Origin of the sequence: Ardenticatena maritima, assembly GCF_001306175.1 — a bacterium.
Classification (GTDB): domain Bacteria; phylum Chloroflexota; class Anaerolineae; order Ardenticatenales; family Ardenticatenaceae; genus Ardenticatena; species Ardenticatena maritima.
Genome location: NZ_LGKN01000004.1, coordinates 650,138 through 664,738, shown reverse-complemented (window position 1 = coordinate 664,738; position 14,601 = coordinate 650,138). Strand labels below are relative to the sequence as shown.

The following is a 14,601-nucleotide window of genomic DNA, read 5'->3' as shown; positions in this document are numbered from 1 at the left end:
TAATGTATGTGGCGAATAGGAAAGGTTGTTCTGGTTGTACTCGTGCTGATGATGACGCTTGCACGCCCGGTGCTGGCGAATGGCCCCATTGTGTTGGATAGCAACATGGGGGAATGGGACGGACACCCTTACGTTGAAGACCCACCTGGCGATGCCGATAAAGAAAACGACATTCGTCGGCTCTATTTCGATACCAACCCGAATGAGGAAACGCTCTACTTCATGTTAGAGCGGTGGGCAAGTGATAACACAAAATTGGAAATTTCGCTCTTTCTTGATACGAACAACAACGGCAATTACGGCGAACCCGGCGACCGCCGTATTTTTGTGCGTTACCAGCCCAAGAACCAAGGTTCGCAAGTGGATGTTGAAGTGTACGACGGCACGGGAGGCTTTATCGCGCAGATTGCACACAACGCCGACTGGGGCGAAAGCCGTCAAGAAGGGGGCTTGCGTGTTGAGTGGGGTGTGCCGTTTGATGTCTTGGGTATTATTCCCGGACAAACCATGCTCATGTTTGCCGCCACAACACACAACCAACACCCCGACCGTATTGAAGATACGACACAGGAAGTGCAGTGGAGCCCGGCAAATGCGTTAGGGTGGCCCTTGATTGGTGTTGTGGCATTGAGTGGGGCGTTGTTGCTCGCTCGGCAACGGAGGCGGCTGTCATGAGCCTGGTCTGGTTTGTGCTTGGGGTGGGCGCGTGGGGCGCGCTGGTGCTCTTTTTGCGCGCGTACCGCATTTGGTTGCCGTATTACATCATCGCGACGGTGGGGCTTGCCTATGGGTTGATTCTCTTGGCGGGTCCATTCCTGGGGCTGGAAATGACCTTGGCGCATTCGGTCGCGTGGACGGTGCACGTTTTGTGTGAGAGCATTGGTATCCCGACACGCATTTTTCGCGGCGCGCCGGGGGTTTTGCTGGTACTGGTGATTGAGCAGGATGTGGGGTGGACAATGTTGCGCATTGGGGTGGAATCTTCGGGCTTGTTGGAATTGTCGGTGCTGGCGAGCCTGCTCGTCTTCTACCCCGGTTGGTCATTACCGCGCCGCACATGGTATCTGACGCTTGGGCTTGTGGCGACATGGGCGGCCAACATTGTGCGCGTGCTGCTCATCGTGGTGATTTTGCACTACATGGGGAAATCCTGGCTGGTGCTTGCGCATACGTATCTGGGCAAACTGGTTTTCTTCGCCTGCATTGTCGCCATTTTCTGGTGGTTGATTACGCGCGTGAGCATTGACGATGTGTATCAACGTCAGCAGGAAGCCTTGCAGATGAGGCGGACGTCATGAGTGAGCAGGTATGGCGTTTCATCATCTTTTGGGGGGTGTGGCTGCTCGTCCCCATACTGGTTGACTTGACTACCGCGATTGCCAACGTGGTGGGCGTGTTGGCAATGCGCTACCGTCGGCGGCGTTTGTATCGCCCGCTGACGTATTACCCTTTCATTTCGATTGTCATCCCTGTGTACAACAGTGAAGAGACATTGGAGCCTTGCCTGCGTTCCATTGCTGCGCAAGACTACCCACTCGACCGGATGGAAATTCTTTGTATCAGCAACGGTACGACGGATAACTCGTTTGGTGTGTTTGCCCGTTTGCAAGCCGAATTGCCCTTGCACATGCGCTGGCACACCATTCTCAACAAAGGCAAAGCGTGGGCGCTCAATGCAGGTATTCATCTCGCGCGTGGGCAATACATTTTCAACGTAGATAGCGATGTGGTGCTCGCGCCCGACGCTGTGCGCAAAGTCGTGGAAGTCTTTGAAGTGGAGCCGGATATGGTGGCCGCCACCGGTTCTATCCAAGTGTTGCCGCCGCCACCGGATGCCTCGTTGGCGCGGCGCGTGTTGGCCGAATGCGAGTTTTTTGAGTATCTCACAGCGTTCCACGTGGGGCGTGAGCATCAGACGTTGTTGAACAATCTCTACACGCTTTCGGGGGCGTTCTCCATCTTTCGGCGCGAAGCCCTGCTGGAAACGTTCCTGTACTCCCAACTCACCGTCACCGAGGACACCGACCTGACATTTGAATTCTACGAACGTTTTCGCGATAAGCGTGTCGGCGCGATTTCCACGGCGATTGCTTACGTCCATTCCATTGAATCACTGAGCGCGCTCTATGCGCAACGTGTGCGCTGGCAACGTGGACAGGTTGAGGTGAGCGCCCGCCACCGCCATTTGCTCAAGCGCCCCTGGTGGGCGTTTTGGGGGTTCAACCCGCGCCGTGTGCTCCTGATTGACCACACGCTTTCATTTCCGCGCGCCGTCTGGACGTTTTTGTTGCCTGTGCTGGTGTTTTTTGGGTATTCGCTTTCGCTGATTGTGACGACGTTTATCGTGTTGTATTTCTTCTATCTCGGTATTGACCTGCTGTGGGTGGCGGTGGCGCTCTCCAGCGCGCCACCTTTTGCCTGGCGGCGGGCACGTGCAGCCTGGTGGGTACTCTTTTTGCTGCCGGCATACCGCATGCTGGTGTATTGGTTCCGATTGAGTGGGTTCTTGCATGCGATGGCGGAACCGGGAACGTGGCGCGTGAGCGACCCCATGCAGCAAGTGCGCGCCGGTGTTGCCGATGTGCAACGGCGTGCAACGCAAGCGTATGCCGCTTTGCTGGCGTCGCTCAAATAGGCGGTTTGTGGAAGAGAAAAACCCCCGCCCTGGTGTGGCGGGGGTTTTGTGTGAAGCGTGTGTATGGTTTACGGCAACGATTGCGGGCGCGGACCAAGCGTCAGGTCCAGTTCTTGCTCTTCGCCGTTGCGCACGATTCGCAAGCGGATGGTGTCGCCGACGCGCTTCGTGTCCAGGTAGTTGATCAAGTCGTCGAAAGATTCCACTTGCACATCGTCAACCCCGATAATGATATCGCCACCTTTACGAACAAGCCCGAACCCTGGAATCTCGACTTCTTCGTCGCCACCGCGCAAGCCGGCTTTTTCAGCGGGTGAATCGGGAATCACTTCTTGTACCAGAACGCCATGTTGCACACTGGTGCCCAACGCCTCGGCGAGCGTGGGCGTCAGCGTCAGCGCCTGAATGCCAATGTACGGATACTGGAATTGCCCCGTCTCGATGAGGTCCGGCACGACGCGCTTTACCGTATCAATGGGAATGGCAAACCCGACCCCCGAATTGGCGCCTGGGGTTTGGGAGAAGATGAGGGTATTCACACCGACAACGCGGCCATGAATGTCCAGCAAGGGACCACCAGAGTTGCCGGGGTTGATGGCGGCGTCGGTCTGGATGAGGTTGGGCAAGGAGAATTGCCCCGTGGCGCGGGGAATGGTGCGCCCCAGGGCGCTCACAATGCCGGTTGTCACTGTGCGTTCAAACCCGAAGGGGTTGCCGATCGCAATGACCAAATCCCCCACAGCAAGGTCGTTCATGCTCCCCATTTCAACGGGCACCAGAATAGAGGGGTCAACCTCAACTTTGATGACCGCCAGGTCAACGTCCGGCGCTGTCCCGACCAACGAGGCTTTGACTTCCGTTTCTTCCGAGAATTTGACGATAATCTCGTTTGCGTCGGCGACAACGTGGTTGTTGGTGACGATGTGCCCCTCTTTGTCAATCACGAAGCCGCTGCCTTCGCCGCCGCCCAAAAGCGAATCGCTTGTGACGACGATGTTCACCACGCTGGGCGCAACCCGTTCATAGACGCGCCGAATGACCCGACTTTGCGCCGCGACGATTTGTTCATCCGTCAATGCGGCCAGGTCGGTGGGCGCAGCGGGTTCTTCGCTTGGGGGTTGTGCTTCTTCTTGTTCAGGCGCCGTTATGGCAGGTGTTTCTTCTTGTGTTTCTGTAAAAGAATCCATAAAGGCTTGCGAGCCACCGCTCTGTTCCCAGAAAAAGATACCCGCAACCATGATGCAGAGGCACAAAATAGAAACCAGAATGATGCTCAAAAAGGCTGTGATGAGTGCGCGACTGTTTCGGCTCATCGTCCCTACTCCTCATGATGGTCAATTTGTTGGCGTTGCATTGTGGTTTACGCATTCCCCTGACGCAAACGGCGTAATTCTTCAAACAGTTCGCGCTCGCGTGGCGAGAGTGACGTTGGCACAGTGACGATAATGTCGGCGTAAAGGTCGCCAAAACGCCCCGGTTCTTTCAAATTGGGCATACCTTTGCCCCGAATTCGCAATCGTTTGCCGCCGCCTGTGCCCGGCGGAATACGCAAAACAACTTTGCCGTCCAGCGTGGGGACGTCGGCTTCACCGCCTAACACAGCGGTGTAAAGGTCAATTTTGACGGGGACAATCAGGTCATCGCCGACGCGCTGGAAAACCGGATCGTCCATGACTTCAATCAGCAGGTACAAATCGCCCCGTCGTCCATTGGGCAGGCGGCGCCCCTTGCCGCGCACACGCACTTTTGCGCCCGTATAGACGCCGGGCGGAATTTTCACCTCAAATTGCTCTCCGTTCAGTGTAATCAAGCGGCGCGTGCCGTTGTAGGCTTCGCGCAACGTGATTTCGACTTCTTGCTCAATATCGGCTTGTTGCGGGCTTGCCTGCTGGTGCCGCGAAAAATTGTTGAAGATGGATTCAAAAATATCCTCAAAGTTCACCGAGCCGCCGCTTGGACGGCTCCAGCCGCTGAATGAGCGCGTATGCGACGTTGTGCGGGTGGCGTCGTAGCGACGGCGTTTGACCGGGTCGCCCAGAATTTCATAGGCTTCGTTGATTTCTTTGAAGCGTTCTTCGGCGACTTTATCCCCCGGATTGCGGTCGGGGTGGTATCGGCGCGCCAATTGGCGGTAGGCGTGTTTGATTTCTTCTTGGGTTGCTGTCACCGAAACACCTAGAATGGCATAGTAATCTTTTGCCATAGGCCACCTATCTTTGCTTGCGCTGAGTGTATCCCAACAGTGTGGATATTTGATGGAGATGATGCTTTATGTCGTCGGTTCGGCGGCAACATGCACAAACGCCGGACGCAACACACGCCCCCGATAGCGATAGCCGGGGCGCTCCACGGCGACAACCGTGCCCGGCGCATGCTCATCTGTTGCCACAACCCCCACAGCGTGGTGAAACGCCGGGTCGAATGGTTGCCCCAGGGCTTCGATACGCTCAACCCCCAGGTCTTGCAGGGCGCGCATCAATTCGCGGTACGTCAGCCGCACGCCTTCCGCCAGGGCGGACGGTTCGTCAGCCGCGGCGAGGGCGCGTTCGATATTGTCGGCGATGTCGAGCATCTTTTCAAGCGTGCGAATTTGCTCGCGGAACGCTTCTTCTTCGGCAATGCGGCGCAGGCGTTCACGCATGTGGCGCGTTTCTTTTTCCAACTCGGCGTAGCGTTGTTGCCATTCGTCGCGCTCTTTGTAGGCTTGCGCGAGTTCCTGTTGAAAGGCTTTGGTGATATTGTCGAGCACGGTATCGCGTGATGTGGATGGGGTGGGGGGATCGTCGCTCGCGGGTGGCGCGGCGACGTCGTCGGTCGGTTCATCCTGTTTGTCATCGCGTTTGTTGCGTGGGCGCACGGGAATTTTGCGCACGGTTCGACGGTTGAAAGGGTCGCCTGGAAACATGATTCATCCTCTCGCGGGGGTTCCGCTCCCATTCGGTACGTGGGCGTAGTATAGCCTTGCCACTACGCATGTCAACGCGCTTTTACGTGTGAGCCAAAAAAGAAGAAGGTGGCGCGTCAGGCCACCTTCTTGCTCTCTCGGTGTACGGATTAGAGCGTTTTGTTGGCGTAAATGCGCACACGCCGACGCGGCTCTTTGCCCAGACTGCGGCTAATGAGGTTCGCCTGGCGTGCCAGTTCATGCTGTTGGCGGCGAATGTATGCGCTTTGCGGTGAGAGTTCCACGCTGGTTGCCTGCCCCGATTGAATTTTCTCGATAGCGAGACGGGCTTCTTCCATGGCGCGCGTGTAAGGGTCCACTTCGGCGGCAAGCCCGAAAATGTCCGCCAGCGCCTGTTCCATTTGCGCCACAGTGTTTGAACGCAGGACGTAGACGGGCAAGCCGCGCCGTTCGGCGTCGCTAATGATTTGTGGGCGTTTGCGGTAGTAACTCCGCAAGGTCATCAGCATGTCGGCTTCGCCCAGGTCGGTGACGATGAGCAAGGGCAGGTTGAGCGCTTTCGCCGCTTGTTTCAGGCGGTTCTGGCTAATGCCGTAGGGATAAACGCGCATGGTGGAACGGACCGGCGCGGTAGGCTGGATGGCGCTCGGGCTTTCGGCGAGGCTTTGCCCCCCGTTGTTGCTTCTCCCCCGTGTGGGGGTGCGCTCATTGAGCGTTGGACGCCCGCGCAAGCCACCCGCGCGGCGCAACATTTCGCCCGGTTCAACCGCCACTTCTTCGCTGACGTAGCCGCTGGGGCGCGATTCGTCACGGCGGCGCACTTCGCTGTTGACGGGATACCCGCGCAACATGGCGTCCACCGCGCGCGCCACGTCGTGGTGGATGACGAGCGTATCGCGGTCTTGAATTTCGATGACGATGTCAAAGGTGGGCGGCGCTTTGCGTTCCAGCACGCTTTTTTGCGTCCCGCGGCGGCGGGCTTCTTCGTCCGAAAGGGTGACGCTTTGAATCCCGCCCAGCAGGTCGCTCAGGGTGGGGTTCATCAGCAGGTTGTCAAGCGTGTTGCCGTGCGCCGTCCCCACCAGTTGGACGCCGCGCTCGGCGATGGTGCGCGCCGCCAGGGCTTCCAGTTCGCGCCCGATTTCGTCAATCACGATGACTTCGGGCATGTGGTTTTCGACCGCTTCAATCATCACTTCGTGTTGCAGTTCGGGGCGCGGCACTTGCATACGGCGGGCGCGTCCAATCGCAGGGTGCGGAATATCGCCGTCGCCGCCGATTTCGTTCGACGTATCCACAATCACGACGCGCTTCTTCTCGGCAAGCACGCGCGCCGTTTCGCGCAGCATGGTGGTTTTGCCCACGCCGGGGCGCCCCAGCAGAAGAATGCTTTTGCCGCTTTCGACGATGTCGCGGATGATGTCAATCGTGCCGAAGACGGCGCGCCCCACGCGGCAGGTCAGCCCCACAATGTCGCCGCGCCGGTTGCGAATGGCGCTAATGCGGTGCAATGTGCGCTCGATACCGGCGCGGTTATCGCCGCCGAACTCGCCAATGCGGCTTACGACGTATTCCAGGTCGTCATGGGTGATTTCGTGGTCGCTCAGCACCACTTCACGGTTGGGGAAACGCGCTTCGGGAAGGCGTCCCAGGTCCATGACGATTTCGATCAGTTGGTCGCCGTCGGGCATGGCGCGCAACCGCTCGCGAATGCGCGGCGGCAACACGTCGAACAAGGCTTCGATATCATCAGTAATCATCTGGTTGACCACGGTTGAGGTTCCCTCACTCGTGTTGATTGCTTCCAAAGTTTCGTTGGCTGTCTCCATGTGTTTCATCCTATTCCCTGATTGTCCTCCTCTGTTTCAATCTGTTAGGGCTTATCTTTGGCGAACGGATACGTGGGCGGCATCTGCTTGGCGCTCATGGTGGGCGCATGTTCGCGCGAACCGTTGAGCACATGCAGCCGCTGACGCTCAGCCACACGCACCGGCACCGTTGTGTGGCGCACCAGCAAACGGCGCGTCATCACTGGTCGGAAGCCGTGTGTCTGCAATCCGTCGCCCACATAGCCTTCGTATTCGCGCACATCGCAAAAAATGGGGCGCTTAGGCCAATCGCGCATCAGGCTAAGCGCTTCTTGCACCAGGGCATCGGCGCGGTCGCTCAACTCCGGATGGAGCACGATTTTCAGCCAATGCCCTCGTTGTCCGCGCGTCAACCGCAGGTAGCCCAACACCTCGCCTGGTCCTGGTCGCACGACGTAGCATCCTTCGCGGGTTTCCCCCCACCAACCGCCGGCGGTATCGCCGTTGTTGCCCATGGATTCGGCTTGCTGCACCACAGCCGGCGTAATTGCGCGGTACAACTGCTGAATGCCGTGTGTATCCACGTCGAACTGCGGCGTCCAGTGGCGCGGGACGGTTGTTTGTTCCGCCAGCGGCCACGGTGGATCGAGCCGAAAGAGCCGGTCTTGGGCGTACAAGGCGAACCCGGATTGCCGCAACACTTCAATTTCGGCGTGGCGTTCGGCGGGTACATGGGCGAACAGCCGCTGCGCCCCGGCGGCTCCCGCAACCTCAGCGCCCCGTTGCAACAGGTGCTTCCAAAACCATGTCACACCAGGGGCGTGTTCCAGCGACGGTGCAATGTAGAGCACGTCCATGGCTGGAAGGCTGCTGCGCCAGCGCAGTTGCAGGAAACCGCTTTGCCGTCGTCCCTGGTCACGGCGGCGCAAGGGGATGGTGACAACGCGGTGATGCCACGGCGAAAGAAGCGCGGGCAGAACCAGACGCAACGGCGACGCAGGTTCCAACACGGCTGAACGCACGTCTAACCGAACCCCTTTGTGTTGGAGCCGATAGACCAGCCAAATATCGGCAAGCCTTATACGATACATGAATGTATGTGTTCCTGTGTTCCGCCCGTCACAGACGAAGGAGATTGTTTGTTGATGTGCCTTGCGGCTGGTCAAATTATAGTCGGCGGGAGAAGTGGGGTCAATGTTCGCCGGCAAGCGGCCTCTTCTTGCCCCAAAACTTGACAGCGCAGGGTTGGGGGATAGAATGCCGCAGGCATTTGGAGAGGTGCCGGAGCGGCCGAACGGGCACGATTGGAAATCGTGTAGGGTGGGAAACCGCCCTCGAGGGTTCGAATCCCTCCCTCTCCGCTCTGGTCAAGCGCGCTTGCGGGCGCGCTTTTTTTATGCCCAAAGTGCACTTGCCACCCCATTTCAAACACGATACACTTTGCCTGTAGCATGCACCAACAGCCAAAAAGGAGACCCCTATGCGAGTGGCAGCCATTATCCTCGCCGGTGGTGCAGGGACGCGCCTGACGGTTCTTTCGCACAAACGCGCCAAACCTTCTGTGCCCTTTGCTGGAAAATACCGCATTATTGACTTCACGCTTTCCAATTGCGTCAATTCAGGCGTTTTTGATGTTGCCGTGTTGACCCAATACCGCCCGCACTCGCTCAATCGCCATTTGGGGATTGGTCGCCCCTGGGATTTGGACCGCTCGCGTGGCGGGTTGCGCGTCTTGCAGCCTTACCAGGGGCGTGGGCATCAGGAGTGGTATCGTGGGACGGCGGACGCCGTGTTGCAGAACCTTGAATATCTGGACGAAGTCCGCGCTGATACGGTGCTGATTCTCTCGGGCGACCATATCTACAAGATGGATTACCGCCCCATGCTGGCGTTTCACCAGGAGAAGGAAGCCGATTTGACGATTGCCGTGATGAATGTGCCCGAGCACGAAACACACCGCTTCGGCATTTTGACGACCAACCGTCAATCGCGCGTGACTGAGTTCCACGAGAAGCCCGACACGCCGGAATACGGCACGTTGGCGAACATGGGCATTTACGTTTTCCGCGCGGATGTCTTGCGGACGGTGCTGCCGGCGCTTGGTGAACAGCACCCCGACCTGGATTTTGGCAAACATGTGATTCCGGCGCTGCTTGAAACGCACAAAGTGTACGCGTTCCCCTTCGATGGGTATTGGGTGGATGTGGGCACCATTCAATCCTACTGGGAAGCCAGCATGGATTTGTTGCGCCCCGATTCGCCGTTGCAACTCTATGACCGCTCATGGGTCATTCACACACGCAGTTATGAGCGCCCCACCGCCAAACTGGGACCTCAAGCGCACGTGGTGCAAAGCATGATTTGCAACGGGGCGATTGTGCGCGGGCGTGTGGAGCGTTCTGTGCTTTCACCGGGGGTGTATGTGTCGCCGGGTGCGGTGGTGCGCGAATCAGTTGTGATGAACGATACCTGGATTGGACCGGGTGCCGTGCTCGACCGCGTGATTGTGGATAAAGATGTCGTCATTGGGGCGGGGGCGCTGGTTGGGGTTGGCGATGATGTTGACACGCCGAACCGCACCGAGCCGGATAAACTCAACACCGGTATCAGTGTCATCGGCAAGGCGGCGCACGTGCCCCCCAATACGCGCATTGGGCGCAATGTGCTCATTCATCCGGATGTGGACGAAGACGCTTTCGCTCCTTTCGACGGTGTAGTGCCGTCGGGTGAAACCATCGAATAAGGCAGGAGTCTGCTCATGGCGACATTTCCTTCAACGTTGGCGATGATTTTGGCAGGTGGCGCTAGCCCCGCGTTGAGTGTGCTGACTGCACTACGCTCAGAGGCGGCGCTTCCGTTTGGCGGCAAGTATCGCATTATTGATTTTCCGCTGAGCAATTGCGTCAACTCCGACATTTACAACGTTGCTGTGTTGACGCAGTACCAACCGCGTTCGCTCAACGAGCATATCGGCATTGGTCGCCCCTGGGACCTGGACCGAACCACCACCGGCGGGTTGCGGCTGTTGCAGCCATATCAGGCGCGACCGGGAGAAAACACCGCCTGGCAGGAAGGGACAGCCGACGCGGTGCGCTTCCACCTGGATGTGGTGCGCGAGCAAAACACCGATGTGGTGCTCATTCTGGCGGGCGACCACATTTACAAGATGGACTACCGCCCCATGTTGCGCTACCACGTTGAACAACGCGCCGATGTCACCATTGCGGTGCGGTCTGTCAACCCGTATGAGGTGCGGCGCTACGGCATGGTGACGGCTGACCCCGATGGGCGCGTGACCTACTTTGAAGAAAAACCGCGCCGCACACGCAGTACGCTGGCGAGCATGGGCATTTACGTGTTCAACCGCCAGTTGCTGATTGAGTGGCTGAGTGGTCCCGGCAAAACGCAACGCGATTTTGGGCGTGAAGTGATTCCCACCATGCTGGAAGCCGGCAAGCGGCTCTACGCCTACCCCTTCCTCGGCTACTGGGCGGACGTGGGGACGGTGCAAGCCTACTGGGAAGCCAATACCGCTTTGCTAGCGGAAACCCCCGCGCTCGATTTGTACGACCCTGAATGGGTGATTCACACCAAAAGCGAAGAACGCCCACCGGTCTTTTTCAGCCCCGAAGCGCAGGTGGAAACAAGCCTGCTCAGCGACGGGGCGCAGGTTTTCGGGCGTGTGGTGCGCTCGGTGTTGTCGCCGGGGGTGTATGTCGCGCCGGGCGCTGAGGTGCGTGATTCCATCATTTTCACCGATACGGTCATTGAGAGTGGGGCGGTGGTTGACCGCGCGATTGTGGATAAAAACGTTGTGATTGGTGCGGGGGCGCATGTGGGGTTTGGCGAGGATAACACCCCCAACCATGAGCAACCAACCGTGCTCAATACAGGCATCACGCTGGTGGGGAAGGGCGCGCAGATTCCCCCCGAGGTGGTGATTGGGCGCAATTGCGTGGTCTATCCGTATGCTCAGCCGCGCCACTTCAAGCAAAAGGAAATTGCCTCGGGCACGACCATTCTGGCGTGAGGGAAAGTCGCCTGTGGTTGTCTGCAATGAAGCAGAAATGAGGAGCCTGGCATGCAGTCGCAGACCCGCCTGACCGATAGCCGTCTCGCCAATATCGGCGCGCATACCATTTTCGATGGGTTCTTGACCTATCGCCGACGCTTTGAAGCCATTACCGCACGTGCGCAGGAGCGGTTCGAGCAGCGCGATTGGCATGGTGCGCGGCAAGATGCCGCCGAACGGCTGGACCTGTACCGTGAAGTGGTCAACGGCGTGGTGTACGATATTCGCGAGACGCTTGCGGAGCGCCTGCACAACAAACTCGTGTGGGCGAGCATGAAGGCGGTCTATTCGGGCTTGATTGACGAGCGCGACGATTGGGAACTGGCGGAGACCTTCTTCAATTCGATTACGCGCCGCATTTTCACCACGGTGGGGGTGGACCCACAGATTGAATTTGTGCATACAGACTTTGCCGCACCGCCCACCCCCGCCCGCTACCCGATTTATCGCACATATGGGCGCACCTGGTCTATCGCCGAACTCATTCTGGCTATCCTGAATGATTTTGCGTTCAATGTCCCCTATGAAGACGCCGAGCGCGACGCCCAACAGGTTGCCGCCCGTATCGCCGACCATTTGCGTACCAGCGGCGCATTGCGCGTGATTGACCGCGCCGAAGTGGTGGATGCAGTGTTCTACCGCGACCAGGCGGCGTATCTGGTGGGGCGGTTGTTCTGTGGTCCCTACCTGGTGCCGCTGGTGCTTGCGCTGCACAATCGGCGGCGGGGGGTGCTGGTGGATGCTGTCTTGCTGGATGAGAACGATGTGAGCATTCTGTTCAGTTTCGCCCGTTCCTATTTTCATGTGCATGCACCGCGTCCTTACGATTTGGTGCACTTCATCAAAAAGATGTTGCCCCGCAAGCGTATTGCGGAACTCTACATTTCGTTGGGGTTCAACAAGCATGGCAAAACTGAACTCTACCGCGATTTGCTCTACCACCTGGCGACGACTGATGACAAATTTGTGATTGCCCCCGGTACGCCGGGCATGGTGATGACGGTGTTCACCATGCCAACCTACGATTTGGTGTTCAAAATCATCAAAGACCAGTTCGCCCCACCCAAAACAACCACCCGCCGCGATGTGATGGAACGCTATCGCCTTGTGTTTCGGCATGACCGCGCGGGGCGGCTCATTGATGCGCAGGAATTTGAGCATTTGCGCTTCGATCGGGCTCGGTTTGATGACCGCCTGGTGGATGAGTTGTGCCGTGTGGCGGCTTCAACCGTGCAGGCGGATGCCGAGAGCGTGGTTGTGCGCCATTGCTATGTCGAGCGGCGGCTCATTCCGCTGGATGTGTACTTGAAGGCGGCGGATGAAGCCGCGGCTGAAGCGGCGGTGATTGAGTACGGGCAGGCGATCAAGGATTTGGCGGCAATGAACATTTTTCCGGGGGATATGCTGCTCAAAAACTTTGGGGTCACGCGCCACGGGCGGGTTGTGTTCTACGATTATGATGAGTTGGGATTGCTGACCGACTACAATTTCCGCCGTTTGCCCAAGCCGCGTGATGAAGAAGAGGCGTTGTCGGCACAGCCCTGGTTTCATGTGGGGCCCAATGATGTTTTTCCAGAGGAGTTTCCGCGCTTTTGGGAGTTGACGGGACGTTTGCGCGAGGTGTTTGTGGCGCACCACGGGGATTTGTTCACGGTGGAGTTTTGGCAGAACATGCAGGAGCGCCACCGCCGCGGTGAGATTCTCTACATTCTCCCCTATCGTGAGGCGTGCCGGTTGTCGTCTGCAATCTAGTTAATAGGCAACTTTCACATCAAATATTTCAAAAACATCTTCATTCGGTTGCCAATATTTATAACGATATACTTTAAATTGATTTTGGTGATTTATAGTTAAGAAAAATGTGCTTTTACCATAACTCGTTTTGATGGAAAACAAACTGTATTTTGTGAGTTTTTTGTTTTGTAGGGCGTCTAAAATAAATCTTGGAATCTTAAATATATGTGTAGCTTGCCACCAGTAAAAAGAAATTATCACTAATTCTGATGAGGAACTATAGGACGATTTTTGTTTTTTGCTTGCCTTTAAAATTCCATTCAAAAAATCTTCATCAGATGGTGGGCAACCATATGTAGATGACAAAATTTTAAAACCATTATCGTTAAGAAAACGAGCCAATTTATAGCGTGCAGCCGATGCTCCCGCTGCTGAAGAATCTGTCCCGCACATTTTAACCTCCTCTAAGATTTAAAGCGTTTTGATAATTATAAACAAAAACGTTTTGCCATTCAAACAATAAAATACTAAATTCTTATAAAAATAAACAAATACAATCGTCTTTTGTGCTTTATGTTCAATTTATTAATATTAGTTAATTATCTAAATTTCTCTATCAAAAACTCTTCATCAACCCAACCCGCTGCGGCCATGTGTACACCCGAAAGCGGTTGTGGCGGGCGTAGCCAATCACCGTGATTTGCCACGCATGCCCCAGCGCCACCGACAGGCTGGTAGCCGATGTGCGTGAAATGACAACCGGCACGCCCATTTTGGCGGCTTTGTTGAGCATTTCGGAACTGATGCGCCCGGTTGCCACCAGGATTTTCCCCTCGGTTGGAAGCCCTTGCTTCAAGGCTTGTCCCCATAGTCGGTCAATTGTATTGTGGCGTCCCACGTCTTCGGCAACCAGCAATAACCGTTCGCCATCGCTCAACGCCGACGTGTGGACGCCGCGCACCTGTTTGTAGAGTGTTGCCGCTTCTTGCAACTGACGCATGAGGTTCCCGACGGCTTCAGGCGTGATGATGGGGTGTGTGTGCAGTGGAAGCGGTTGGGCGCGTGCGCTCAAATCATCGAACGTAATGCCGCCGCCGCAACCGGATGTGATGATCGGACGTGATGGGGGTTCTATTGTCAAGTCTTGGAGCCAGATTTCGACGCAATTGCGGTTGGGGCAGATGTTGAGCATGCGCACGTCATCAAGCGAGGCGATAAGCCCTTCGGCGCGCAAAAAGCCCAGCGCGAGTTCGTCAAGGTGATAGGGCGTGCACATGAACGTTGCTAATTCGCGCCCGTTGAGGTGGATGCGCACCAGCCCTTCTTCAATAACTGCTCCGTCTGCTTCTTCTTCCCATTGACCGTTATGCCACGTCCACGACGCCCAAGGGTGAATACCCTCCATAACCCGCCTCCTTGTGGGGATGATGGTCTCATCTTGGCGAAA

Annotated in this window: 13 protein-coding genes and 1 tRNA gene; 7 read left to right on the top strand and 7 right to left on the bottom strand. The window is 56.9% G+C overall.

From position 1 onward, the window contains the following. Nucleotides 1-6: 6 nt before the first annotated feature. From SE16_RS07765 to SE16_RS07755, 3 genes are read left to right on the top strand one after another with little or no spacing between them, the layout of a single operon-like run. The gene (locus SE16_RS07765; RefSeq protein ID WP_054491929.1) at nt 7-675 is read left to right on the top strand and encodes a hypothetical protein; all 669 of its coding nucleotides are present in this window, start codon (nt 7-9) and stop codon (nt 673-675) included. Further along, nucleotides 672-1,298 (top strand): exosortase/archaeosortase family protein, encoded by a 627-nt coding sequence (locus SE16_RS07760; RefSeq protein WP_054491930.1) that lies wholly within the window; start codon nt 672-674, stop codon nt 1,296-1,298. The genes SE16_RS07765 and SE16_RS07760 overlap by 4 nt, the downstream gene beginning before the upstream one ends. Then, nucleotides 1,295-2,635: a TIGR03111 family XrtG-associated glycosyltransferase gene (locus SE16_RS07755; protein ID WP_054491931.1), complete on the top strand. Its 1,341-nt coding sequence runs from the start codon at nt 1,295-1,297 to the stop codon at nt 2,633-2,635. The genes SE16_RS07760 and SE16_RS07755 overlap by 4 nt, the downstream gene beginning before the upstream one ends. 68 nt (nt 2,636-2,703) lie before the next feature. Here SE16_RS07755 and SE16_RS07750 read toward each other — a convergent pair whose 3' ends face one another. The 5 genes from SE16_RS07750 to SE16_RS07730 all read right to left on the bottom strand — a co-directional run bounded on the left by SE16_RS07750 (nt 2,704) and on the right by SE16_RS07730 (nt 8,439). Beyond that, entirely contained in the window at nt 2,704-3,948 is a 1,245-nt protein-coding gene (locus tag SE16_RS07750; RefSeq protein WP_054491932.1) for a S1C family serine protease, read from the bottom strand. A 47-nt stretch (nt 3,949-3,995) separates the two neighbouring features. Next, nucleotides 3,996-4,838 carry a DnaJ C-terminal domain-containing protein gene (locus tag SE16_RS07745; protein WP_054491933.1) on the bottom strand — a complete coding sequence of 281 codons (843 nt, stop codon included), beginning with the start codon at nt 4,836-4,838 and terminating at the stop codon, nt 3,996-3,998. A 66-nt stretch (nt 4,839-4,904) separates the two neighbouring features. After that, the gene (locus SE16_RS07740) at nt 4,905-5,540 is read right to left on the bottom strand and encodes a nucleotide exchange factor GrpE (protein WP_054491934.1); all 636 of its coding nucleotides are present in this window, start codon (nt 5,538-5,540) and stop codon (nt 4,905-4,907) included. A 149-nt stretch (nt 5,541-5,689) separates the two neighbouring features. Then, nucleotides 5,690-7,369: a R3H domain-containing nucleic acid-binding protein gene (locus SE16_RS07735; RefSeq protein ID WP_152918007.1), complete on the bottom strand. Its 1,680-nt coding sequence runs from the start codon at nt 7,367-7,369 to the stop codon at nt 5,690-5,692. A 44-nt stretch (nt 7,370-7,413) separates the two neighbouring features. Next, nucleotides 7,414-8,439: a hypothetical protein gene (locus tag SE16_RS07730; protein WP_152918008.1), complete on the bottom strand. Its 1,026-nt coding sequence runs from the start codon at nt 8,437-8,439 to the stop codon at nt 7,414-7,416. Nucleotides 8,440-8,620: 181 nt separating this feature from the next. On the opposite strand from SE16_RS07730, the gene SE16_RS07725 reads away from it, so the two are divergent. From SE16_RS07725 to aceK, 4 genes are all read left to right on the top strand, one after another. Then, a tRNA-Ser gene (locus SE16_RS07725) sits at nt 8,621-8,709 on the top strand. A 119-nt stretch (nt 8,710-8,828) separates the two neighbouring features. After that, complete coding sequence (locus tag SE16_RS07720) at nt 8,829-10,091, top strand: glucose-1-phosphate adenylyltransferase (RefSeq protein ID WP_054491936.1); 1,263 nt, start codon at nt 8,829-8,831, stop codon at nt 10,089-10,091. Nucleotides 10,092-10,106: 15 nt separating this feature from the next. Beyond that, a complete protein-coding gene (locus SE16_RS07715) occupies nt 10,107-11,378 on the top strand; it encodes a glucose-1-phosphate adenylyltransferase family protein (RefSeq protein WP_054491937.1) in 1,272 nt (423 codons plus the stop codon). Between the two features lie 51 nt (nt 11,379-11,429). After that, nucleotides 11,430-13,172 carry a bifunctional isocitrate dehydrogenase kinase/phosphatase gene (gene aceK / locus SE16_RS07710; RefSeq protein WP_054491938.1) on the top strand — a complete coding sequence of 581 codons (1,743 nt, stop codon included), beginning with the start codon at nt 11,430-11,432 and terminating at the stop codon, nt 13,170-13,172. Here the strand turns inward: aceK and SE16_RS15760 are convergent, their stop codons facing one another. Next, nucleotides 13,173-13,607 (bottom strand): hypothetical protein, encoded by a 435-nt coding sequence (locus SE16_RS15760; RefSeq protein ID WP_152918009.1) that lies wholly within the window; start codon nt 13,605-13,607, stop codon nt 13,173-13,175. It abuts the gene before it with no gap. Nucleotides 13,608-13,770: 163 nt separating this feature from the next. Next, nucleotides 13,771-14,559 carry a formate dehydrogenase accessory sulfurtransferase FdhD gene (fdhD, locus tag SE16_RS07705; RefSeq protein WP_060687432.1) on the bottom strand — a complete coding sequence of 263 codons (789 nt, stop codon included), beginning with the start codon at nt 14,557-14,559 and terminating at the stop codon, nt 13,771-13,773. Nucleotides 14,560-14,601: the final 42 nt, after the last annotated feature.